At 36.5% G+C, this 22,912-nt stretch carries 19 protein-coding genes; 8 read left to right on the top strand and 11 right to left on the bottom strand.

All coding sequences use genetic code 11. From position 1 onward, the window contains the following. Nucleotides 1-37 precede the first annotated feature (37 nt). Nucleotides 38-541 carry a D-glycero-alpha-D-manno-heptose-1,7-bisphosphate 7-phosphatase gene (locus tag ACXACQ_RS11045; protein WP_474976005.1) on the bottom strand — a complete coding sequence of 168 codons (504 nt, stop codon included), beginning with the start codon at nt 539-541 and terminating at the stop codon, nt 38-40. A 139-nt stretch (nt 542-680) separates the two neighbouring features. Here ACXACQ_RS11045 and ACXACQ_RS11040 point away from each other — a divergent pair, with 139 nt between their 5' ends. Continuing rightward, nucleotides 681-1,421 carry a polyprenol monophosphomannose synthase gene (locus tag ACXACQ_RS11040; RefSeq protein WP_474976004.1) on the top strand — a complete coding sequence of 247 codons (741 nt, stop codon included), beginning with the start codon at nt 681-683 and terminating at the stop codon, nt 1,419-1,421. A 186-nt stretch (nt 1,422-1,607) separates the two neighbouring features. Here ACXACQ_RS11040 and ACXACQ_RS11035 read toward each other — a convergent pair whose 3' ends face one another. Beyond that, the gene (locus ACXACQ_RS11035) at nt 1,608-2,828 is read right to left on the bottom strand and encodes an ABC transporter permease (RefSeq protein ID WP_474976003.1); all 1,221 of its coding nucleotides are present in this window, start codon (nt 2,826-2,828) and stop codon (nt 1,608-1,610) included. Nucleotides 2,829-2,877: 49 nt separating this feature from the next. On the opposite strand from ACXACQ_RS11035, the gene ACXACQ_RS11030 reads away from it, so the two are divergent. After that, the gene (locus ACXACQ_RS11030; RefSeq protein WP_474976002.1) at nt 2,878-4,047 is read left to right on the top strand and encodes an exo-beta-N-acetylmuramidase NamZ family protein; all 1,170 of its coding nucleotides are present in this window, start codon (nt 2,878-2,880) and stop codon (nt 4,045-4,047) included. An 8-nt stretch (nt 4,048-4,055) separates the two neighbouring features. Further along, nucleotides 4,056-4,886: a prolipoprotein diacylglyceryl transferase gene (gene lgt / locus ACXACQ_RS11025; protein ID WP_474976001.1), complete on the top strand. Its 831-nt coding sequence runs from the start codon at nt 4,056-4,058 to the stop codon at nt 4,884-4,886. A gap of 458 nt (nt 4,887-5,344) precedes the next feature. Here the strand turns inward: lgt and ACXACQ_RS11020 are convergent, their stop codons facing one another. Continuing rightward, the gene (locus ACXACQ_RS11020; RefSeq protein WP_474976000.1) at nt 5,345-6,964 is read right to left on the bottom strand and encodes an ABC-F family ATP-binding cassette domain-containing protein; all 1,620 of its coding nucleotides are present in this window, start codon (nt 6,962-6,964) and stop codon (nt 5,345-5,347) included. A gap of 203 nt (nt 6,965-7,167) precedes the next feature. On the opposite strand from ACXACQ_RS11020, the gene fmt reads away from it, so the two are divergent. Both fmt and ACXACQ_RS11010 read left to right on the top strand, forming a co-directional pair. Next, entirely contained in the window at nt 7,168-8,094 is a 927-nt protein-coding gene (gene fmt, locus ACXACQ_RS11015) for a methionyl-tRNA formyltransferase (RefSeq protein WP_474975999.1), read from the top strand. A 10-nt stretch (nt 8,095-8,104) separates the two neighbouring features. Further along, the gene (locus ACXACQ_RS11010; protein ID WP_474975998.1) at nt 8,105-8,608 is read left to right on the top strand and encodes a dihydrofolate reductase; all 504 of its coding nucleotides are present in this window, start codon (nt 8,105-8,107) and stop codon (nt 8,606-8,608) included. A gap of 30 nt (nt 8,609-8,638) precedes the next feature. Here ACXACQ_RS11010 and ACXACQ_RS11005 read toward each other — a convergent pair whose 3' ends face one another. Next, nucleotides 8,639-9,115 (bottom strand): DinB family protein, encoded by a 477-nt coding sequence (locus tag ACXACQ_RS11005; RefSeq protein ID WP_474975997.1) that lies wholly within the window; start codon nt 9,113-9,115, stop codon nt 8,639-8,641. Nucleotides 9,116-9,172: 57 nt separating this feature from the next. After that, nucleotides 9,173-9,637 carry a MaoC family dehydratase gene (locus ACXACQ_RS11000; protein ID WP_474975996.1) on the bottom strand — a complete coding sequence of 155 codons (465 nt, stop codon included), beginning with the start codon at nt 9,635-9,637 and terminating at the stop codon, nt 9,173-9,175. Nucleotides 9,638-9,857: 220 nt separating this feature from the next. On the opposite strand from ACXACQ_RS11000, the gene ACXACQ_RS10995 reads away from it, so the two are divergent. Beyond that, a complete protein-coding gene (locus ACXACQ_RS10995) occupies nt 9,858-14,042 on the top strand; it encodes a S8 family serine peptidase (protein ID WP_474975995.1) in 4,185 nt (1,394 codons plus the stop codon). Between the two features lie 23 nt (nt 14,043-14,065). Here the strand turns inward: ACXACQ_RS10995 and ACXACQ_RS10990 are convergent, their stop codons facing one another. Further along, nucleotides 14,066-14,542, bottom strand: coding sequence for a nucleoside deaminase (locus tag ACXACQ_RS10990; protein WP_474975994.1), 477 nt, complete (start codon nt 14,540-14,542; stop codon nt 14,066-14,068). A gap of 263 nt (nt 14,543-14,805) precedes the next feature. On the opposite strand from ACXACQ_RS10990, the gene ACXACQ_RS10985 reads away from it, so the two are divergent. Then, a complete protein-coding gene (locus tag ACXACQ_RS10985; protein ID WP_474975993.1) occupies nt 14,806-15,885 on the top strand; it encodes a M57 family metalloprotease in 1,080 nt (359 codons plus the stop codon). 82 nt (nt 15,886-15,967) lie between these two features. Here the strand turns inward: ACXACQ_RS10985 and ACXACQ_RS10980 are convergent, their stop codons facing one another. From ACXACQ_RS10980 to ACXACQ_RS10970, 3 genes are all read right to left on the bottom strand, one after another. Beyond that, the gene (locus tag ACXACQ_RS10980; RefSeq protein ID WP_474975992.1) at nt 15,968-16,555 is read right to left on the bottom strand and encodes an LURP-one-related family protein; all 588 of its coding nucleotides are present in this window, start codon (nt 16,553-16,555) and stop codon (nt 15,968-15,970) included. Nucleotides 16,556-16,645: 90 nt separating this feature from the next. Then, a complete protein-coding gene (locus ACXACQ_RS10975; RefSeq protein ID WP_474975991.1) occupies nt 16,646-18,400 on the bottom strand; it encodes a hypothetical protein in 1,755 nt (584 codons plus the stop codon). A gap of 540 nt (nt 18,401-18,940) precedes the next feature. Beyond that, nucleotides 18,941-19,630 carry a head GIN domain-containing protein gene (locus ACXACQ_RS10970; protein ID WP_474975990.1) on the bottom strand — a complete coding sequence of 230 codons (690 nt, stop codon included), beginning with the start codon at nt 19,628-19,630 and terminating at the stop codon, nt 18,941-18,943. Nucleotides 19,631-19,936: 306 nt separating this feature from the next. Between ACXACQ_RS10970 and ACXACQ_RS10965 the strand changes: the two genes are divergently transcribed. Continuing rightward, the gene (locus ACXACQ_RS10965; RefSeq protein WP_474975989.1) at nt 19,937-20,332 is read left to right on the top strand and encodes a tellurite resistance TerB family protein; all 396 of its coding nucleotides are present in this window, start codon (nt 19,937-19,939) and stop codon (nt 20,330-20,332) included. A 31-nt stretch (nt 20,333-20,363) separates the two neighbouring features. On the opposite strand, the gene ACXACQ_RS10960 is transcribed toward ACXACQ_RS10965, so the two are convergent. Further along, on the bottom strand, nt 20,364-20,981 hold the full coding sequence (locus ACXACQ_RS10960) for a DUF2911 domain-containing protein (protein WP_474975988.1): 618 nt from the start codon (nt 20,979-20,981) through the stop codon (nt 20,364-20,366). 6 nt (nt 20,982-20,987) lie between these two features. Beyond that, complete coding sequence (locus tag ACXACQ_RS10955) at nt 20,988-22,712, bottom strand: amidohydrolase (RefSeq protein WP_474975987.1); 1,725 nt, start codon at nt 22,710-22,712, stop codon at nt 20,988-20,990. Nucleotides 22,713-22,912 lie beyond the last annotated feature (200 nt).

Here is a 22,912-nt window from a genome sequence, read left to right as displayed (position 1 = left end):
AAAAAGGGTATTGAAATTTCAATACCCTTTTTTATTGCTATCCAAATATTATTTCTAATGCATCTGGCAGATCTGTAGCTTTAAAATCAGCCAATTTACTATCATCATTATCTACCTGAATGGTTTTTATGCCTAGCTTCTTGGCAGGCACTAAATCACGCTCTTTGTCTCCTATCATCCAAGACCTGCTAATATCCACATCATACTTGGCTATAGCTTTTTCAAACATGAGTGAATCAGGCTTACGCGTTAAGCTTTCACTTACTGTGGGGTGAAAAGGTGCGTAATAAATATCGTCAAGTGCATATTCAAATGCTTTCTGCATCAACTCGTGACATTCATGCATCTGCTCACGGGTATAAATCCCTTTGGCTATCCCTGATTGATTAGTAATTACTATTAACAAATACCCTGCGCGCTTCAATGAGATTAAAGCATCTTTAACTCCAGGAAGTATTTCTAGCTTCTCTTCTGAATATACGTAATCTACGTAATCTCTATTCAGGACTCCGTCACGGTCTAAAAAAATACACTTTTTCAAAATATAATTATTTTTATCGTTGCTGTTAGATGCAAAAATAAAATTTACACAAGAAAATCAAATGCCACACGTTAGTGTTTAATCAAGATTTAGTATTTTTAACCCCTTCAAATTCAGAAAAAACGCTTTAACCTGTAACGTGAACGATAGTCTAGTAATTATTCCTACCTATAACGAGAAGGAAAACATTGAACTCATTATCAAGGCAGTATGTGATTTACCTCACCCTTTCGATATTCTTATAGTTGATGACGGATCTCCTGATGGCACAGGAAATATTGTAAAGCAACTACAAACCCAAGACAATAACGGCCGCACCATTCATTTAATTGAAAGGAAAGGCAAACTAGGGCTTGGCACTGCTTACATCAGAGGATTTAAATTCGCAATAGAACAAAAGTACGATTACATTTTTGAAATGGATGCGGACTTCTCACACAACCCTAAAGACTTGGTGCGCTTATATGAGACCTGCGCCACAGGGAAGTATGATATGGCCATAGGCTCTAGGTATATAACGGGCGTTAACGTGGTCAACTGGCCAATGGGCAGGGTTATGATGAGTTACTTTGCCAGCATGTATGTGCGCTTTATTACAGGCATGGAAATCAATGATACCACCGCTGGTTTTGTATGTTTTAAAAGAGAAGTGCTAGAAACTATTGAACTAGATAGAATTAAGTTTATCGGGTACGCCTTCCAAATTGAAATGAAATTTACAGCCATGAAGTTTGGCTTTAAAATAGATGAAGTACCGATCATTTTCACTGACAGAACAAGAGGAAAGTCAAAAATGTCTGGATCAATTTTTAAAGAAGCATTCTTTGGTGTAATACAACTAAAAATTAATAGCTGGTTTAAAAAGTACCACAGAAATTAACTTAATATTCTGATCACCTCTTCTTCCTAAAATCTACAGATAGGCTAATATGAGTTCAGCGTTTTCTATATATTGAAATATAGAAAAGAGTATTTATTGCAAGAAAAGCTGCTGCAATACCACTCTGCTATTCTCATAAAACAGTCAATATATCACTTTGAATTGAGAGTCAGTTACACCTGCCTCTTAATCATATTTAATACTTTTGATAGGGTTGATTCTGGCAATGATATTAGTAGGAATTAAAATAATAAGACTTACCACTACGAATGTCAATAAATTAAGTGCTATAATAATCTCCCAATTCCAGCCTATAGGCACGTAACTCATATAATAATCATGAGGGTTAAGTGGTATAACTTTAAAGAAATACTGAATAGCACATAGCCCGATACCCAGAACATTACCTAAAGCCAGGCCTTTCAATATTAGCTGCATTCCATTAAGAGCAAAAATGCCCTGTACAAGAGCATTGTTAGCCCCGAAAGCTTTTAAAAGCCCCACCATTTGCGTTCTTTCCATAATTAAAATAATAATAATGGATATCATGTTAACACAAACTACAAACAGTATGATGCCTAAAAATATATTTACCTGTCGGCTAATTAAATGCAACCAATCAAAAACCTGTAGGTATTTATCGCTCACTTTCTCCACAAAAAGATCATAATCCACTATCTCTTCAAGTTTCAGCTCATCTTCATCTATTTTCCGGGCATCTTTCACAAAAACCTCCATGCCACCAGCAATGCTATCTGCCCAGTTATTTAGTTTTTGAATAAGTTTTATATCTCCTATTATAAATTTATTGTCATAGTACTCACTAAGGTTAGTTTCATAAATACCTACAATATTCAATTTTCTAACTCTCGGAGGGTCTTGAAAAAAATGAACTATTACGTCATCATTCAATTTCAACCTCAACTTATCTGCAATAGCTTTACTCAGTACCACTTCTTTTGAATAGTTCCCATCTTGGTAATTAATAAACCTACCCTCTAGCAAATTAGGACTAAACTTTTCTTTATCAAACCTTGGCCCTACCCCTTTAAAAACTATTCCCAATACTTCATCGTCAGTTTTTATAAGCCCTGCTTTATGGCTGTATTCTTGCACATGCTCAATAAAATCGTACTTCTTGTAATTGTTATAAAGCTCATTATTGGTGGAAATAGGTGCCTCTTCGTACGAATTACCCAAGGTGTATTTCGTAACCTGAAAATGAGAACTAAAACTGTAGATTTTATTGGTTACTGTGTCCTGAAATCCCTTTAAGATAAGAAAGGATACAATCATTACAGCCAGCCCTATGCCAATGCTACCAACTGCTATTTTGTGAATAGTGGAAGAAAAGCTCCCTTTTGTGTTAGAGGCTATTCTTTTGGATATAAAATACGACAGGTTCAAGAATATGCTTAATTTTAGACCGTTATACTGCAAATTAACTAATTAAGAATTGAACAGGCTTATATTATTGATATCATTTTTATTGGCTTTGCATTCGTGTGCCATTTCTCAGTCCGATAATGTGGCAATCACACCCGGAGCATACAACATCAAGGCCTACCTACCATTGCTAGAAAACAAAACCGTTGGGCTGGTGGTCAACCAAACTTCACTTATCAACAACACGCACTTGGTTGACTCCTTGCTTAGTGTTGGAGTAAGCATTAAGAGTGTATTTGCGCCAGAGCATGGCTTTAGAGGTAAAGCCGATGCCGGTGAAGAGGTTAAAAGTGGCACTGACCTAAAAACCGGTTTGCCCATAATCAGTTTGTATGGTAATAATAAGAAACCCACTCCTGCACAACTTAAAGGTTTGGACATTGTTATTTTTGACATTCAAGATGTGGGCACTAGATTTTACACCTACATCAGCACCATGCACTATATGATGGAAGCCTGCGCAGAAAATCATGTTAAAATGATTATTCTTGACAGGCCCAATCCAAATGGCATGTATGCAGATGGCCCCATGTTAGAACCTGAATTTCAATCCTTTGTAGGCCTTGATCCACTACCCATTTTACACGGCATGACTGTGGGCGAACTGGCCTTGATGATTAATGGTGAAGAATGGCTCTCGAATAAGGTTAAGTGCGATATTCAAATTATCCCCGTAAAGCATTATAATCATAATGACAACTATAGCTTACCTATAAAACCATCGCCCAACTTACCTACAAACTTGTCTATAAAACTTTATCCTTCACTGTGCTTATTTGAAGGCACAGTAATAAGTGTAGGCCGAGGCACCTATAAACCTTTTCAGCAAATAGGTCACCCTGATTTTAGTGAATTTAAATATACCTTTACTCCGGTAAGTATAGACGGCATGGCTAAACACCCAAAGCATGAAAATGAAAAGTGCTATGGAATAGATTTCACTGCTGAAAAAGAAGTCAGTGGAGGCTTGGATTTACACTATCTCATTGATTTTTATGCAAAATATAAAGGTGATGATTTTTTTACTTCTTATTTTAACACCTTGGCAGGTACAAACAAACTGAAAGAACAAATAGAGCAAGGTCTTTCAGAAAAGGAGATCCGTAAAACATGGAAAGATCCTTTGAATGCCTTTAAAGAAAAAAGAAAAAAATATTTATTATACCCAGATTTTAATTAACAAAATTCATGGCTTACATACATTGGGATCCTAATAAAATCCTCATAGACTTTGGTTTTTACGCACTTAGGTGGTACTCATTATTTTTTGCTTTAGGTTTTGCCTTAAGTTATTATATCCTAAAAAAGCAATTTAAAACAGCCGACCTTGAAGAAACCAAGCTCGAAAAGTTAACTATGTACCTTGTGCTGGCCACTGTTATTGGTGCAAGGTTAGCTCACTGTCTATTTTATGATTTTGACTATTATTCGCAGCACCTGTTGGAGATATTTCTTCCATTTAAATTCGAGCCTAAATTCAGGTTTATAGGCTTCCAAGGCCTGGCAAGCCACGGAGGAATATTAGGTGTTTTCATAGCAACGCTACTTTTCTGCAGAAAATATCAGGTAAAGCCTCTTTGGCTTTTAGACAGACTTAGTGTGGTTGGAGCATTGGCAGGCTGCTGCATAAGAATGGGAAATCTAATGAATTCTGAAATTATTGGTAAACCAACTGATGCTCCATGGGCATTTATATTTGAACAAGTAGATGATTTACCTCGTCATCCCGGCCAGCTCTATGAAGCTATCACTTACTTTGGAATATTCTTAGTTTTAAGCTTCCTATTAAAAAGATCCAACAGGCACAATGGCTTTATCTTCGGGCTTTTCTTTACGCTTTTATTCATAGCTAGGTTCTTAATCGAATTTGTAAAAGCAGATCAATCAGCATTTGAAGCAGGCATGTTATTCAACATGGGACAATTACTCAGCATCCCTTTCATAATATTTGGTCTGGTAATGATGTATCTTAAAAAAGACCCAAAAGATCCAGAAGAAAACGCAGCACAAGCTGCTTAAAACTTAAAAGGCCTCTAGTGATAGAGGCCTTTATTTTTAGTAATTTACGATATTGAGTTCATTGCATCTACCTCAACCAAATCATTGGCTGATGGCAATATTTTTTGAATTAACTCCTCCTTTTCTCCCCTCTCGGTTTATCAGATCTTCGCCTTATTCAAAAGCATTTGAAATAACCGCTTCAATAGAAAAGCTCTAAAGCATCATCTTGCATAACTTAAATAGTGCTTGCTAATGTACGGACAAAAGTATTATTTCATTGAGGTATGTATTAAACAGATTAAGTTCAGTGCCTACAAACTTGCTCCTATTCTGCCTTAGCTCATGATGGACAGTATTATATAATCATCAATATTAGCTTTCCTTTTGATGAACACTGTACAGCACACTGGCAGCAACTTCATTAAATAAAAAAAGCCACTGAATAGTGGCTTTTTAAACTTGAATATAAAATTATCTTATTTATATAAGGCTTCTCTTTGTTCTTGAATGGCCTCATCATTCATATAATCATCGAATGTCATTAACTTATCAGTAAACCCATTAGGTGTAATTTCGATAATTCTATTAGCTACCGTTTGAGTAAACTCATGGTCATGAGAAGTAAATAGTATTGTTCCTGGGAATTCTTTCAAAGCATTGTTTAGTGCCTGAATAGATTCAAGATCAAGGTGGTTAGTAGGCTCATCTAACAATAATAAATTAGCCCCTGCCAACATCATTCTTGAAAGCATACATCTTACTTTCTCTCCTCCTGACAGCACATTACTTTTCTTCAACACCTCTTGTCCAGAAAATAACATTTTACCTAAGAATCCGCGGATGTACACTTCATCTTTGTCATCTCCTTCTGCATATTGACGCAACCAATCGATAAGATTTAGGTCATTTTTGAAATACTTTTCATTCTCGTTAGGTAAATAAGCAGTCGTGATCGTTTGTCCAAACTTATACTCACCTTTATCAGCCTCCATTTCTCCCGCTAAAATTTGGAATAGCGCTGTAGTTGCCATGCTATCTCTACTAATAAAAGCAATTTTATCTCCTTTATTAACAAAGAAATCTAAGCTAGAAAATAGTGTCTTCTCTTCCGTAGACTTGCTTAATTCTTCCGCCTGCAAAATCTGATCTCCGGCTTCTCTTCCTTGGTTGAAAATAATAGCAGGGTATCTTCTTGAAGATGGCTTAATATCTTCAACATTAATTTTGTCTAATAACTTTCTTCTACTAGTCGCCTGTTTTGACTTAGAAGCATTAGCGCTAAATCGGGCAATAAACTCCTGCAATTCCTTCTTCTTCTCCTCTGCCTTTTTATTGGCCGCAGATCTTTGGCTTAATGCTAACTGACTAGACTGATACCAGAAAGTATAGTTACCTGTAAACACATTAATTTTACTGAAATCAATATCAACAATGTGAGTACAAACGGTATCTAAGAAGTGTCTATCGTGAGACACAACAATTACTGTATTTTTAAAATCTAATAGGAAATCTTCTAACCATGAGATCGTGTGAATATCAAGGTCGTTGGTAGGCTCATCAAGAATAAGCACATCAGGATTACCAAATAATGCTTGAGCTAATAATACTCTTACTTTTTGATTACCACTCAAGTCTTTCATCAACGAGTAGTGCACATCCTCTGTAATCCCCAAGCCACTTAATAAAGCTGCTGCATCAGACTCAGCATTCCACCCGTCCATTTCTGCAAACTCAGCCTCTAATTCAGACGCTCTTATACCATCCGCTTCAGAAAAATCAGGCTTAGCATATATTGCATCCTTCTCCTCCATGATCTTCCATAAATCATTGTGCCCCATCATCACAGTATTCAAAACCGAATACTCATCAAACTCAAAGTGATTTTGCTTTAGCACCGCCATACGTTTCCCTGGCTCCAAAGATATCGCTCCACTGTTGGCCTCTACATCACCAGATAATATTTTAAGAAATGTAGATTTACCCGCACCGTTTGCTCCTATTACACCATAGCAATTTCCCTCTGTGAATTTCAAATTCACCTCATCAAAGAGTACTCGTTTTCCGAACTGTAAAGATATATTTTGTACTGAAAGCATGTATTAATGATTTTAAGCTGCAAAGAAAAGAATTTAATCCATAGGGATACAGTAAACCTGAATTTTTGAGTAAATTAATTTAAAATGAGCACAATAATGCATTCGTATCTGCTCTTGTTTGCATATCATGCCTAGCCTAGTAGCTTTGCACATTGGTTGTGAATAGACAACAAACACAATCCTTGGCTCATTAAATAACTGAAATGAAAGACTTACGCATTATATATATGGGTACACCCGATTTCGCTGTGCCTTCATTAGAAATATTAGTAGAAAATAATTTTAATGTTGTAGCTGTAATTACGGCCCCAGACAAACCTAAAGGTCGTGGGCAGAAGCTAGCTACATCGCCTGTTAAAGATTGTGCCGTAAAACATGACATACCTGTTTTGCAGCCAACCAATCTTAAATCACCAGAATTTTTAGAAGAACTAAAAAGCTACAATGCCAACCTACAAATAGTAGTAGCTTTTAGAATGTTACCCGAAGCTGTTTGGGACATGCCTGAAATTGGCACTTTTAACCTTCACGCCTCTTTATTACCTCAATACAGAGGTGCAGCACCTATTAACTGGGCCATAATTAATGGCGAAAAAGAAACAGGTGTAAGCACCTTTTTCTTGCAGCACGAAATTGACACAGGAAAAATCATATTTCAGGAAAAAGAGCAAATACAAGAGTCCGACACTGTAGGTGATCTTTATATCAGGTTAATGAATTTAGGTGGTAAGCTTGTTCTAAAAACAGTAGAAGCCATACAAAAAGGAGATTACCCTCAAATAGACCAAGATGAAAGCGTTACATTAAAAAGTGCTCCGAAAATTTTCAGGGAAACCTGTGAAATCAATTGGCAACAAAACACGGATATAGTTTATAATTTCATAAGAGGTTTATCTCCTTACCCTGCCGCATGGACTGAAATTAATGATAAAAACCTTAAATTATATAAAGTAAATAAACTACAGCTCTCCTCAGAAACAAACGACTTAAAACCAGGAGATTACAAAACTGACAATAAAACATTTTTGTATTTTCGTACCGAAGATGGAGCACTGGATATACAGGAGCTACAAATCCAAGGAAAGCGCAGAATGACTATAGATGAATTTTTAAGAGGTAATAAGCTCTAAATAATAAAGCATGAAAATTTCAATGATAGCGGCAGTAGCCGAAAACCGAGTAATAGGAAAAGATAATGATTTGGTATGGGATTTACCCGATGACATGAAATTCTTCATGGATAAAACCTCTAATCATCATGTAATTATGGGGAGGCGCAATTTTGAGTCGATTCCAGAAAAATTCAGGCCTCTACCCAGGCGCACCAATATTGTAATGACAAGAAAAGATGACTGGCGTGCCGATGGTGTGGAAATAGTACACTCAATGAAAGATGCGCTTAAAATAGCTGAGAACAACAAAGAAACAGAAGCATTTATTATTGGTGGAGGTCAAATTTATGAAATAGGGCTAGACTTCGCAGACACCATGTATATTACTGAAGTTAAAGGATCTTTTGATGGAGATACTCTTTACCCAGAGTTTAATAAAAACCAATGGGAAGAAGTAGAACGCATCCCCCACCCGAAAGACGATAGACACAATTACGCATTTGACTTTGTTACCTATAAGTTGAAAAAATAAAAAAGGAGCGGGTTTCCGCTCCTTTTTTATTTAATTCCACTCGCCTAACATGCGCCTCACAATTACAATTTGACCAATATGGTAACTGTTATGATCAGCAATAAGCAAAGCCTCTCTTAGTAAGTTTTGCCCATCTCCATGCGCAAATGGCGTATATAAATCTGCATTATCGTCATTCACCAAATCTAAAAATGTAGCCTGATCTTTTTCTATCTGAGCAATTGATAAATTCCACGCTTCCTCATTTTCAGGCGCCTCACTTTCTGGCCAGTAATCTTTCGGCCACTCCAGTGTTTTATAATCTGGGTTAACAGAAAAATCTAAAATATCGTACTGAGCAATTCGTAAATGCTCAACTAATTGCCATATGCTATACAGTAAACCCTGAGGTTTTTTACCTCTATCTGCTGCAGGTAAATCTTTAATAGCATCATAAAAAGTAACATGAGCATTACCTCCTTCTATCAGCTTGGTAATTTGCTCTTTTAAAGCTTTCTCGTTTTGCATAGCCATTTTTAATATTAGCAATCTTTATAGCAAAAAGTTAAACGAATTGCAGTTTGATTATTCAAAGTGATATAAAAACACTAACAAACCGCTGAAAGCAGGTTTTTTAGAATCTTTAATCTCTAAAGTCACATGTAACTGAGCTTTTGACACTCCTCTTAAGTTCACCAAAGATTCCAACTTAGCCACCAGTCTCACTTCGCTATCCACTAACACCGGCTGATTAAACTTTAACTTTTCAATGCCATAGTTAATCATCATCTTAATATTATGAAACTCTGCAATTTGCTTCCACAAATAAGGCGCTACTGACACTGTTAAATAGCCATGCGCAATAGTTGATTTAAATGGACTTTCTTTAGCAGCTCTTTCGGGGTCAGTATGTATCCACTGCGGATCTAATGTGGCTTCAGCAAATTGATTGATTTGCTCCTGAGTAATTTTCAAATAATCAGAAGTACCAATCTCCTTACCTATAAATTTTTCAAATTCCTCGTGGCTTTTTATTATTACTTTCTCCATTGTTATAAAATAAGAATCGGTTAGTGCCGCAAAAAAACTAAAAAAAAAGAAGTTAGCCGCACTTTTTTAACGATATCAGCCAAATAAGAGGCACTACTTTGTTTTACAGTCCAATGTTCAATACAAATGATCGAATAAAAACTTCCATTCATCTTTATTTTTTGTCTTCCCCACTTACCAAAACGACTTTTGACATATAAACATGTAAACAAATAACCCCTTGAAATACTGTATACTTCTATATTTTTTAATCTTATGTGTTTCTGTTAATGCACAAAACAGAACCTATAATTTACCCGACAGTTTATCTACGGATGATTATGCATCAAATATTATTATTTTAAAAATATCTTCTTCGTCATTTGATAATGCGCGCAACATCCATGGTTCTTCAAATGATTTAAAACGCATTTTAGATGAAGCCAATATCAATACATTATCCGCAAAAAATGCTTTACCCCAATTAGCTGCCTCAAACACGAAAGCAAGATCATCTTCGTCTAATTCATTATCCAATATTTACAAAATTGAAGTCGCAACCGGTACTGACATTATAGAAGCCATAAACAAGTTACTTCAAAATGAGAATGTAATATATGCCGAACCATATTTCAGTCATCATTTATTGCATGTGCCTAACGACCCAGAATCAGTGCCCTCCAAGGGGAAGCAAAACTATTTGGAAATAATAAAGGCTTATGACGCATGGAGTATAGAAAAGGGTAACCCTGACATAGCAATAGGCATTTTAGATACAGGCATAGATTTATATCACCCTGACCTTGAGTCAAAAATTAAGATTAATGATGCTGACCCAATCAACGGCATAGACGATGATGGAGATGGGTATGTTGACAATTATTATGGATGGGACATTGCTAACAATGATAATATACCAGCAGCTGACACAGACATTCATGGAATAGTAGTGGCTGGTGTAGCTGGTGCAGCCACTAACAACAATACAGGAATAGCGGGTGTAGGTTATAACTCATCCATTTTACCGATCAAAATTTTCAAAAGTGGCAGTAACTCCTTCTATAATGGCTATGAAGGTATAGCCCTAGCTGCTAATATGGGGTGTAAAGTAATAAACTTATCTTGGGGAGATGCAGGTGGATATAGCAGTTATGCTCAAGACATTATAAATTATGCTGTGGAAGAAAAAGATGCTGCTATAGTAGCTGCTGCAGGAAACACTTCTGCTCATCTTGACTTTTACCCTGCATCTTATAAAAATGTACTTTCTGTTACTGCTACTACTCTGTCAGATGAAAAAACAGCATGGAGCACTTACAGCTATAATGTGGACATTTCCGCTCCTGGAAATGCTATATTTAGCACTTCAAAAAATGAAGGCTACACTTACTCTCAGGGCACCTCTTTATCTGCACCAATAGTTGCTGGTGCATTAGCCTTAGTGAGATCGCGATTTCCTGAACTTACCGCTCAGCAAGCCATGGAAAAAGTACGAGTTACCGCTGATGACATATATGGAATAGGGTCTAATTCTAATTATTTCGGGGCTCTAGGCAAAGGCAGGTTAAATATCCTAAACGCGATTACAGATATTGAATCTCCTTCACTAAGAACTCAAAACATTACTTACTCCAATGGCCATGGCGCATACATTTTCCATGGAGACACTATCAGTATAACCACTGAAATAAAAAACTTCCTCGCTGCTTCAGCCTCTGACATGAATGTTAGCATAAGTTCCAACTCTCCTTATGTAGAAATCATTAACCCCTCTTTTAAAATAGGCGCATTAGGCACTTTTAAAACTGCCAATAATTCTTCAGAGCCTTTTAAAGTGATTATGTCAGAAGACCTACCTATTGATCATCAAATCACATTTCGAATAGATTATAGAAGTACGGGTTACAATGACTTTGAATATTTCACGCTTAAGAGCAATGCAGATTACATAAACTTTAAAGGAGGTAGCACTCAATTAACCTTGGCTAGTAATGGTAATTTGGCGTATGCTGAAGATGGTTTCCGTAATGGCATCGGCTATCAATTTGAAAATCAATTACTACTAGACAACCTTGGTTTAATCATCTCTACAGATTCTGTTACCATCTCGGATAATATCTCTAATAGCTTAACATTAAATGTGAGGGATAATGACTTCACAAAAGCAAGCAACATTAAGTTTTACAGAAACTCCATCGCATCATGCGATGCAAGGCACTCCTTCATGACCAATGATGGACTAATTATAGAGCAAAAAAACTTAGGGTGGGAGAATGAAGATTATATAGTTATTGAATATCGATTAATCAATAATGGCACTAAGCATTTGGATGAGGTGAAAATGGCTATTTTGGCCGATTTTAATCTAAATGAAAAAAATAACAACTCGGCACACTGGGAAGACGGCATCGGTTATGTAATGGACAATGAGAGTAACAACCTATTTGCAGGAATAACTGTAATAAAAGGAGAAAACCTTATTTTCAATGCCTTGGACAACAAGAACTACAACGGTAATGACAGGGATATTCCTAGTATTTTATACGATGAAATCAAATACAAAATAATATCAAATGGCATTCAAAACCTATCTGCTGGCGACCAAGGTACAGGCAATGATGTATCCATGATTAACGGGGCCAGTATTAATGCACTAAATGCTAAAAGCTACGCTAAGATTATTTTTGTAATCTCGGCAGCACACTCCCTAGAGCAACTTAAAGAGAATATTGCAGATGCAGAACAACGTTATCATCAGTACCTTGAATCTCCTCCTCTTTCTCATATTGCCTACACATGTAAAGGTAACACCGTTGAAGTAAAGCCATCAACTGATGAAGCAATGTATGATTTTTATGAAGATGCTGCACTTACCAAATACATTAGCTCTGGTGCGTCTATCATTAGTGACACTGTAAATGAACCTATCAGTTATTACGTAGTAAGGAAAGACCTAGGCTATGATTCAGATATTGAAAGAGTAGTTGCAGCCCCTAAACTGCTCAGTGCCAATTTCCTTATGGACTCGGCTCCTCTATTAATTGATGAAAACAACAATACAAAAGTACAATTTGAAGATTATAGCAAAGATGCCATACGGTGGCGCTGGGACTTTGGCAACGGCTATCAAGGTCATAGTCAAAATCCATTCATGCACTACCCTAAGCCCGGTAATTATACCATAGAACTTGAAGTTACTAATGACCTAGGATGTGTTGAAAAGGTGAGAAAAGAATTACTTGTAGCTAATAGAAGCTTAAAACCCGAAATTAAAGACCAATATATTTGTGAAAATGATCCAATAACACTCACGGCCACAAACACAAATAAAATTAACGTTTATAGCAATGCGCTCTTAACAGAAATGGTATTCACAGGAAATTCATTCACCAGTGCTCCTATTACATCGGATACTACCTTCTATGTCACTAGCATGGACTCTTTATATGAAAGCAATCCACAGCCTGTCCATATTACAACTAGTAAGGTAAAGGCTAATTTCGAAATATCAATTGACACGACTCAGTTAGACAGCAATGTGGTACTACTTACAAATACAAGTGAAAAAGAAAACTTTGCTCAATGGTACATTAACGATATTTTCAGTTCTGAAAGTAAGAATATTGAATTTGCGCTCGATGCGGACTCGTCATATTCAATCAAATTAATTGCGCAAGATGCTATGGGGTGTTTCAACATTAAGCAAGAAACAATTACCCCCTCAGAATCTATTACGCCATTAGCTAATGACATAGAAGTATGTAAAAATGAAGGAGCAACTATTTCTCCAACAAATGGCAAGTTGTTTTTTTACTATGCCGACAGCAGTCTAAATCAAATCCTCCATAAAGGAAAATGTTTAATGCTTTCTGATGTCAATGAAGCCAGATCAATATATGTGACGAACTTCGATCAATGGAAGGAAAGTACACCGGTCAAAATAAATATCACATTATCAACCGCAAACGCGGCTTTTAATGCATACGTTATAGATCAGAGCATCAATATTGAAAACAATAGCACTGGCAGATTAACCTCATACACTTGGCTATTGGATGGCGACACCGTATCTATAGAAAAAGACCCAATAATTATGCTACACGGAGAGGCATCCCTTGAGCTAATGGTCACTGATTACCTTGGCTGTGAAGACAGTGATGTAATACAAATTAATAACATTTCTCAAACTGTTACTGGCATTAGCAGCATTGAAATGAATTTGGAGATTTTCCCTAACCCTGTACATGATAAACTTTCATTCAGCATGCCTGTATATGCTGAACTCATGGATAGCAGTGGAAAAATAATCAGAAAAAAAGATGAAGATTTATTATACCTCGAGTTTTCAGACCTGGCTTCAGGTATATATACTTTAAGAACGCAAGAAAATAAGCGTTGGAAATATCATAAAATCGTAAAAAATTAAGGTGCCATTAATTGGCACCTCTGTTAATATTCAATTTTATTTATTTTTTTCTGCCAATTATCAAAAACAGGCAGTGCCTCATCTCTTGCCACTTGAATAAACTTGATTTTACGATCATTCATATCTCCGGCTAATTCATCGTATATAAATTGGTCATCAAATCCTATATTTCCGGCATCTTGCCTATTGCATGCATAAAATACCTGATCTGGCCTAGCCCAGTAAATAGCCCCTAAACACATAGGGCATGGCTCACATGACGTATAAATAGAACAACCTTCCAGTTGAAAACTTCCTAATTTTTCACATGCCCTTCTAATGGCTGTAACTTCTGCATGGGCCGTAGGATCATTAGTAGAAGTTACCACATTATAGCCTTCTGCTATTATCTCATCCCCTTTAACCACTACAGCTCCAAATGGACCTCCATGTCCGTTATTCATACCGGTCTGAGCCAATTCAATAGCTCTTTTCATAAATTTAATATCTCGCTCTGTCATCTTCATCGATTTCTATTCGCTCCAAAATTATATAATTCCCTTTTTACAAAGAAGCAAATCAACTTGTCCAGTAAAATAATGTTTAATTTAAATATAAACTCAAAAACCTTCATTTCATCCATTTCACAATCGATTTCGATATTAGATTAATTCAACTTAATAAACTACGCTTTAACGATTTAGTATTACATGTGCGCGGATATTATCATTAAAGTTGTTAAATTATTAATACAATAAATTTATAACCAACATAAACCCTAATTATGGAATTTTTAAAACACAGCAGTTTTAAGAAAAATCTTAAGACTATGTCATTAGCCGCATGCGTACTATTTGCCGGAGCATGTAGTCAGGAAGAAGAGAATCTTGCCCCAGATTCAGAAAGTATTCCTACATCATTAAATAAGCATGTAGCTTTTCTTGAAAGCACCGGTTTTGAGAAAGAAGAGATTACTTTTAACGCTAAAACTGGGTTATTCACTATTGATGAAGACTTACAAATCTCTAAAAATGAAGTAGAAAACTACATGAAAAGAGATGATTTTGAAGGCACTACCAACGCCCGGGAACTACAAAAGCGATACACTTATGTTGTAGGAGACGCTTATGTTGGCAACATTAAATACTTCATCAATGGTAGTGTTCCTCAAAGTTGGAGAACCGCTATAACCCAAGCCATCAATGCTTGGAATGCTGTTAATGGTACAAAGCTTTACATCTCTCAGGTATCTAACAGTGGCAATGCCAATGTTCAGGTTAAAATGGGAACAGACAATGGAGCTAACTGGATAGCTCGCGCTACACTACCTGGTGCTAACGGAACACCTGGAGGCTCATTAGAAATCAATACCTATTTCAATGATCTTGAAGCTGGCCAAAAGATATTTGCCATGGCGCATGAAATGGGTCATAACTTTGGTTTATTGCACACTAACCAAACTGATGGTAGCACTATACCCGGAACCCCCGAAACCGATGAAAATTCAGTAATGAATTCATGGGTACTTCCTTGGAGTGGATTTACTTATTATGATCAAGTTGCTGTTCAATCTTTATACCCAGAAGGAGGCAGTAATGGCCCTGTTACAGTATATGCTGACTGTAACTATACAGGTGCAGCTCAAACTTATGGTGTAGGTACCTATAACTTAGGTCAGATGATGGCCAAAGGTACGGTTAATGATGATATCAGTTCTTTTAGAGTACAGAGTGGCTATAGAATTATCATTTATACTGATGATAACTTTAGCGGCAATGCTGCTTCTGCATCTTTTGATATTGGATGTTTGGTAGACTATGATTACAATGATGTCATTTCTTCGATAAAAGTAGAAAAAATCTAAAGCACAAAAAGTAAAAAGGCGAGTATAGACTCGCCTTTTTTATTGCCGAAAGACATCTTTCAGAACTTTTAACTAATAAGGATTACTCTTTTAAAACCATATCGATACACATTACCGCGGCCAAAATCAGCATTCTTAAGGGGTGATCTAAAGGTACTTTATCTCCAATCTCAAGCATATAATTATCAGCCGTAGTAAATAACTCTTTACCAAAACCGGCCCATTTTTTAGATACTCGAGCAAACTCGAAATTATCCTTTACAAACTTAAAATCCCAACTCGTCCACTTACCTTTCAACTGACATAATGAATTTTCATTATTATCGTAAATGTTAAATTTACCTCCTATTGAAAATAACTTTTGCTTAAACTTGCCCACTAGCTGGTCGTTACCGTCTAGCACTTCCACTTCTGATAGAAAAAAAGTTACTCCTCTTTTTACTGTTAATAATTTTTCTCCGGTTACACTTCTAATCTCAACATGAAAAGGAGTCATCCTTTTATAATCTGTGAAACGGAACATTTTTGTAAAAAAGCCTAAATTATCCTCTCTGCATTCCATGATTTTCTCCTGAGTATGCGGATCGAAAATATCATAATTGTTAGCAGCTTTGAACATGCCTACATGTTCTTTCACGAAGAATAAATTTCTATTCAGAAGATCATTCATAAACAAAAAACTTAAAGAAGGTAAAAAAATAATTATAACGCCTCAAATAAAGGTAAAATATATTAATTATATATTACAAATATCATATTTTTAATTATTCCTACTTATCTCCCGCCAAGTGCCATCTCCCATTGCAACAAGGGTAAGCGAGCTATTTTGAATAGAAGTAAAGCCAGCTTTTAGCCTAATATATCCGCTGTTAATCACCGAGGTACTGGCATCATTAAATATCAGCGTAATCACTGTACCTTTCAGAAATCTATCGCCCGTACCATGGTTTATTCTCATAATGGTATTAGTTCCTGAAATTTCAAATACGTTGGCATTTTTTGGCAACACCAAAAAACCGCTAGACTGAGTGCTGTGAGAAGAGATACCTGTAGTAAGTGTACCATACAACACCCCACCTGCTGTAGAAAGGTAAGACTCTATTTCTAAGGGAGAATACCCAAAATTCAATGCTGGTGTAGTAATATATATTGTAGTGGCAGCACCACTGGTGTTATTAAAAATGAATTTAGGATCGTAAGAAGTAGTTTTGTCTACTGCACTTGTCATGCCTACGGTATGCCAATCACCGTCACCAGGGTGATAGCTACTGGTTACTATCCCTGCTGGCGCCTTGCAGGTGGCTGTAATTAAATTTGGGATAGAGGCCTTCACAATTGCTCCAAAATTAACATGATCGTACTTTGAAGGAGCCATAGCTTTAGGTAAATAGGCAGCTGCTGGTCGTATATACCCCGAAACACCCTGAGGAATATTAATTTTAACCACGTTATACTCTGGCAAAAACTCAGGGGCGTTACTTTCTATTGTTACGCCTGATCCGGAAATTTCCCACAGTGGAATGGTATTATTAGTTACATTTTTAAAAGCCGCATTTTTAAACAGATTGTTATTAGCATTTTTAAAATCAATAGACTTACCACTAGTCAAATCTATATAATTATCACCATCGTCAATGGTTAAGCCTCCAGAGTAGGTCCCTGCTAATATAGAATTGAAAGTGCCTTCTTTAAACTCTATCAGGGGTATATCGCTAGGTTGCTGCGCCCCTTCAATCCTTATAGTAATACCTATTACCTGTCCTGCATCTACCACCAGATGACCATAATTAGAAGTGTATGGCTCCATAACAATACCATTAAAAATATTACTGTTACCCCCTTCCACTTTTAAGCAATAATCAAACCCTCCACCTGAAATAGCTCCATGGTAAAAACTATTTGAGTTAACAAATGAGCCACTCTGCTCCTTAATTTTAATGCCTACTTTAGCATGCCTGATTCTTACATCATAAAATGAACAATATGTAACACCCCCGCTATTTTTGGCTTCTAGCAATAAAGCGTCTCCGTCTGTAAATCCAAAGATTAAGACTTGACGTAATACGGCACTTTCCACAATGCTTCCATCACCCACCAAAGCAATACCTCCGGCAGCCCCCTCATTGTCAGAGTCATAAATAACCATATTTTCTACCACCACATTGTGCCCAGTAACCTTAATGGTGGTATGAATACCTATATTTTTAATTATAGTACCGGTAGAAGGTGTATTGGTAGCGCTAGCACCACGCCCCTCTCCCCTCAATGTTACGCCTGCTGTAACTGATAATGTATTAGTAGTTAAATAGACACCAGTACCCAACTGTACGGTTCCTCCAACGAGAGCTGCGCTATCTAGCGCTTGCTGTATTGCTGCATAATCGTCCTGATTATCTCCAGCTATTGCTCCAAAAACCTCTGGATGAATAATGTTTTCGGTAATGATTTTTGAGTAGCCATAATTAGAAACAAAAAAACTACAAAAAATAAAAAGTTTAAATAAAATTTCTTTCATAGTATACATGATTTTAGTGAATCTATTATGAATTTATCTTCGATTTTCACCTTATCAAAATACTTTTATAACAGAATTAAATTTTTATTTTTTCAAAACATTTGTTTTTCAATTTCGTATTGAAATGGAGTTACAAAACCCTGACAATAAAGATGTAGAGTTTTACGTGCTAAAAAGAAGTACCACTGACCATAAAATAAATACGAATTAGCTTCATATATGGCCGGTAATCGAGATATTTGCACTTTAACTTTAAAATTTACGTTAAACGAAGCAACGTATTGCAAAAAAGGGTTGTCTATATAGGTAACTGAACTATTTTTTCGTTTACAAAGAATTTTTCTTATGATTAATTTTGCACTAAAAAAAACGACTTGGAATATAAGAAAAGCAATGAATAAATCTGTTGACGCTTCATACATGAAGCACTTCAATGATGCTGTTCTTAATTTAGAGCTAAATTTACAAGAAGAGAGACTTAAAACTTCATTATAAAAAAAAGCCTGGCAAATAGCCAGGCCTTTTATAGTTATGTTTACTTTAGTTTACTCGTCTTACCGACCCTCCACTACTTGAATTAGCTTGTGATTTTTGAGGAGTTCCTTTGTATCTTACACTGCCACCACTAGAAGCATTAGCATTTATCTCATTACTGGCAAAAGCCTTGATGCTACCAGCACTGCTAGCTTTCACCTCTACCTTTTCTCCCTTCAGGTCATAGGCATCAATACTCCCTGCGCTATTGGCAAAGAGCCCTACTTTTGCTGCATCCCCTCTTACTTCCAAATCTCCTGAGCTTGATACCTCGGCCTCAAAACTATTCATTTCAACATCTAACTCCACATTTGCTGCACTCGACACATGAACCTCTAGCGATCCGCCCTTTATCTTATTTTCTGTATAAATACTTGCGGCAGAGTTAGCATCTATCTCTGTTAACTTCTTATAGGTAACATATACCTTAACTTGCGTATTAGAATAATTTCCTTTGGCATAGCTAATACGCAGAGTGCTGCCTGAGACTTCTGTAATCAGGCGATCAGGATCCATATTTTTATACTCTATTTTCACTCTTTCACTATCACCAGCCTTAAGATATACCGTTATTCCTTGACCTACCCTCAGCTCATCGAAACTATCTAACTTCCTTTCTACCATGCTCTGTGCATTAGCCACGCCCCAGTTGAGCCCTATCAGCAACGGTAATATTAGTAATTGTACGATACGCATATTATTGTTTTTAATGTTCGTGTTAAAGACAGGTGAATATATTAAAGGTTGCACAAATGCAATTAAAAGCCTTCAATTAATATATACACACCAAAATAATACAATATTCATCAATGCAGCAACCATAAGCTATCACTTAAATTCATTTGACAAATTATGTTTAAAGCTGCATTACTACACTTAAAGATTTTAAATACGTCATTTATAATTAGCCTGTAATAAATAAGATTATTTTACCTATATTGGTAAGGCAATAATTTTATAACTTTAGCTCATTAACTGGGACAACAAAATTTTTTTCAAACAATGGTAAAGGATAGATTAAACGTACTCGTTCAACTTGCTGCAAGTGATAACCATGTAGCCGATAAAGAAGCTCAACTTATTCACGTTATTGGCCAGTCAAATGGAGTATCAAAAGAAGAGATTGATGAGATGCTTAAAAATCCTAATAGAGCAATAGGAGATCTAAGTACCTTAACTGAAGATCAGAAATTCGAGCACTTATATCACATTGTTCAATTGATGAAAGTTGATGGACAGGTATTCAAAAGTGAAATCGTATTTTGCCAAGAGATAGCTGAAAGACTTGGCTATAAAAAAGGAGTTATTGCTGAATTGTCATCTAAAATATTTAGTGACCCCTCGATAACGGCTGACAGAGACTTACTACGTAAAAAAGCTCAAAAATATTTAAAATAAAAAAAGGCCGGATTTAACTCCGGCCTTTTTTTTATTTCGCTGTAGCCCGCTTTATGGGCAACAATAGCCTCATCTTTTCCCAGGCCAATAGAATTCCTTCTTTGGTTACTTCATACTTTAACCTTTCCTGATTGTCTACCACCCATTGTGGTTGCAACTCCACCCTTACTACATCATGACTTTTTTTGTAATTATATGCACCCCAAGCTGAATGTTTTTCCTTACTCCAGTCAGCATTGATGATGGCAGTCCATTTATCGTTTTCGTTTAAAATCAAATAAAAACCGTACGTTCCTGCCTCCACTTTCACGCCACCAATGGTAACATCATGATGAAAAGTAAATGCCGTAGTTTCGTTGGCGCCTGCTCGCCACACTTCTCCATAGCTCTCTAAACCACCCCAAATTTTTCTACCTTTCACCCCTGGAGATCCATAATCTACAGTTACTTTCACCCCATCAGATTTCCCTTCAGCCTGTAGCCTTGGACTGGCCAAAGGAGCTTCCTTTCTTGCATCATCACCTGAGGTGCTTGTAGTATCACTTCCTTGATTTCCAGTATTACCAACTTTGTTACAGCTAATTAACAAACCAAAGGCACAAATGACTACTAATGCTTTTGAGTAATCATTAATACTCCACTTTTTCATAATTCTTTACTGTTCTTTTTCGTAAACTACTTCTCCGTTTACAATAGTTTTTAAAACCTCTATATTTAATATTTCTGACTCAGGCACCGTTAGCAAATCTTCTGAAAAAATAGTAAAGTCGGCCAACTTACCCACCTCTATTGTTCCCTTCACATTTTCTTCAAATGCACCATAAGCATTATTAATGGTATAAGACCTTAAGGCCTCCTCTCTTGTCATTTTTTGCTTTGGTTCAAATCCCTGCTCGGGCTCCCCTTTCAAAGTCTTTCTACTTACACTCGCATAAAAGCAAGGGATAGGATTTACTGGCTCTACCGGCACATCTGTACCATTCATTAAAACAGCACCTGAAGAGATTAAATCGTGCCACATATAGGCACCTTCTTTAATCCTCTTTTCTCCTAATCTTTCTATAGCCCACGGCCTATCTGAAGACATGTGAATAGCCTGCATTGATGGAATAACTCCCAAGTGAGCAAACCTACCAATATCGTTAGGCGCTAAATGCTGAGCATGCTCTATCCTAAACCTAGAATCTTTAGACTTTTTAGGATATGCTTGAAATGCGCTATCATAAATATTTAACACTTCGTGATTAGCTCTATCTCCGATGGCATGAGCACAAACTTGAAAACCCGATTGTAATGATTTATCCACCGTGGATTTTACATATGCCATAGGAATAGTCGCCATGCCATAATGCCCCGCTCGGTCGGTATATTCATCTAACAACCATGCTCCACGCGAACCTAAAGCTCCATCACAATGTAATTTCACGGAACGGATAGTTAAAAGGTTGTCTACCGTATCAATTTCTGGTCCTTTTTTATACCACTCTTCCAGCAATTCTGGTTGCCTACCCGAAAGCATAGCATACATTCTTATTTGCAACTGACGCTTATCTTTTACTGCATGGTACAGTTTCAATGTTAAACTATCTATCCCGGCATCGTGAAAACTAGTGATACCATTTTTAAAACACGCTTGCTGAGCCAACTCAAATGCCTTAAAATTCATTTCCACTGTAGGATCGGGTATATGCTGAGTAATCAAATTCATGGCCGTTTCATTGAAAATACCTGTCGGATTACCTACCTCATCTCTAATTACTTCACCTCCCTCAACTTCATGTGCCGACATTGACTCTTTAGACAATGCCGTAACACCGGCTATTTCCATAGCTTTTTGATTTGCAAACCCCGCATGACTACTAGCGTGAGTTAAATAGACAGGATTATCTGGCGAAACTGCACTCAGCTTTTCATGAGTCTGAAAGCCCTTTACTATATTTTCCGGCATTTTATCCCACTTACTTTGATGCCACCCTCTACCAATTATCCACTCTCCAGGCTTAGCCTTGGTCACAGCACTTTGCACTTTTGCCACTAACTCATCATAACTTTTTACATCTTGCAGGTTCAGTGTAAGCTCATTAAATCCCAGCCCCATAAAGTGCCCGTGCCCTTCTATAAAACCAGGTGTCATGGTAGCTCCATTTAAATCAATTAATGTGGTACTATCTCCCACCAAATGATCTATCTCACTTTTTCTTCCGGCAGCTATTATTCGCCCGTCTCTAATGGCTACTGCTTCTACCTGATCGTTATTTTTATTTACAGTATATATTACACCTCCATAAATCACCTTATCAGCAGATGGTTCTTTCTTCTCTTGAGAACATGAGAATATCAAACAGAAAAACAATAAGGTGAAATAAAATAGTCTATTCATAAGTCAATGGATTAGCCTCTTCTAAAGATTTTAATTACTTGCATTTGAAAATTCACTCTAAAGTAGTGAATCAAACATTAAGAATATAAACATTTACTACTCATGGCGATAAATAACAAATACACTTTCATGCTCATGAAATCTGAAATAGATTAGAAAATGATGTTAAAGAAATCTTATATTGGTTCTTCAATTAATAA

This window comes from Fulvivirga sp. AWR4_260, assembly GCF_056158185.1.
The sequence above is the reverse complement of the archived record's forward strand: the minus strand, read 5'-3'. Positions and strand labels throughout refer to the sequence as shown.

Coding starts and splice junctions, on each gene's coding strand:
- lgt (WP_474976001.1), top strand. CDS start 4,056: ATGGCTTACATACATTGGGATCCTAATAAAATCCTCATAGACTTTGGT.
- ACXACQ_RS11020 (WP_474976000.1), bottom strand. CDS start 6,964: ATGCTTTCAGTACAAAATATATCTTTACAGTTCGGAAAACGAGTACTC.
- fmt (WP_474975999.1), top strand. CDS start 7,168: ATGAAAGACTTACGCATTATATATATGGGTACACCCGATTTCGCTGTG.
- ACXACQ_RS11010 (WP_474975998.1), top strand. CDS start 8,105: ATGAAAATTTCAATGATAGCGGCAGTAGCCGAAAACCGAGTAATAGGA.
- ACXACQ_RS11005 (WP_474975997.1), bottom strand. CDS start 9,115: ATGCAAAACGAGAAAGCTTTAAAAGAGCAAATTACCAAGCTGATAGAA.
- ACXACQ_RS11000 (WP_474975996.1), bottom strand. CDS start 9,637: ATGGAGAAAGTAATAATAAAAAGCCACGAGGAATTTGAAAAATTTATA.
- ACXACQ_RS10990 (WP_474975994.1), bottom strand. CDS start 14,542: ATGACAGAGCGAGATATTAAATTTATGAAAAGAGCTATTGAATTGGCT.
- ACXACQ_RS10985 (WP_474975993.1), top strand. CDS start 14,806: ATGGAATTTTTAAAACACAGCAGTTTTAAGAAAAATCTTAAGACTATG.
- ACXACQ_RS10980 (WP_474975992.1), bottom strand. CDS start 16,555: ATGAATGATCTTCTGAATAGAAATTTATTCTTCGTGAAAGAACATGTA.
- ACXACQ_RS10975 (WP_474975991.1), bottom strand. CDS start 18,400: ATGAAAGAAATTTTATTTAAACTTTTTATTTTTTGTAGTTTTTTTGTT.
- ACXACQ_RS10970 (WP_474975990.1), bottom strand. CDS start 19,630: ATGCGTATCGTACAATTACTAATATTACCGTTGCTGATAGGGCTCAAC.
- ACXACQ_RS10965 (WP_474975989.1), top strand. CDS start 19,937: ATGGTAAAGGATAGATTAAACGTACTCGTTCAACTTGCTGCAAGTGAT.
- ACXACQ_RS10960 (WP_474975988.1), bottom strand. CDS start 20,981: ATGAAAAAGTGGAGTATTAATGATTACTCAAAAGCATTAGTAGTCATT.
- ACXACQ_RS10955 (WP_474975987.1), bottom strand. CDS start 22,712: ATGAATAGACTATTTTATTTCACCTTATTGTTTTTCTGTTTGATATTC.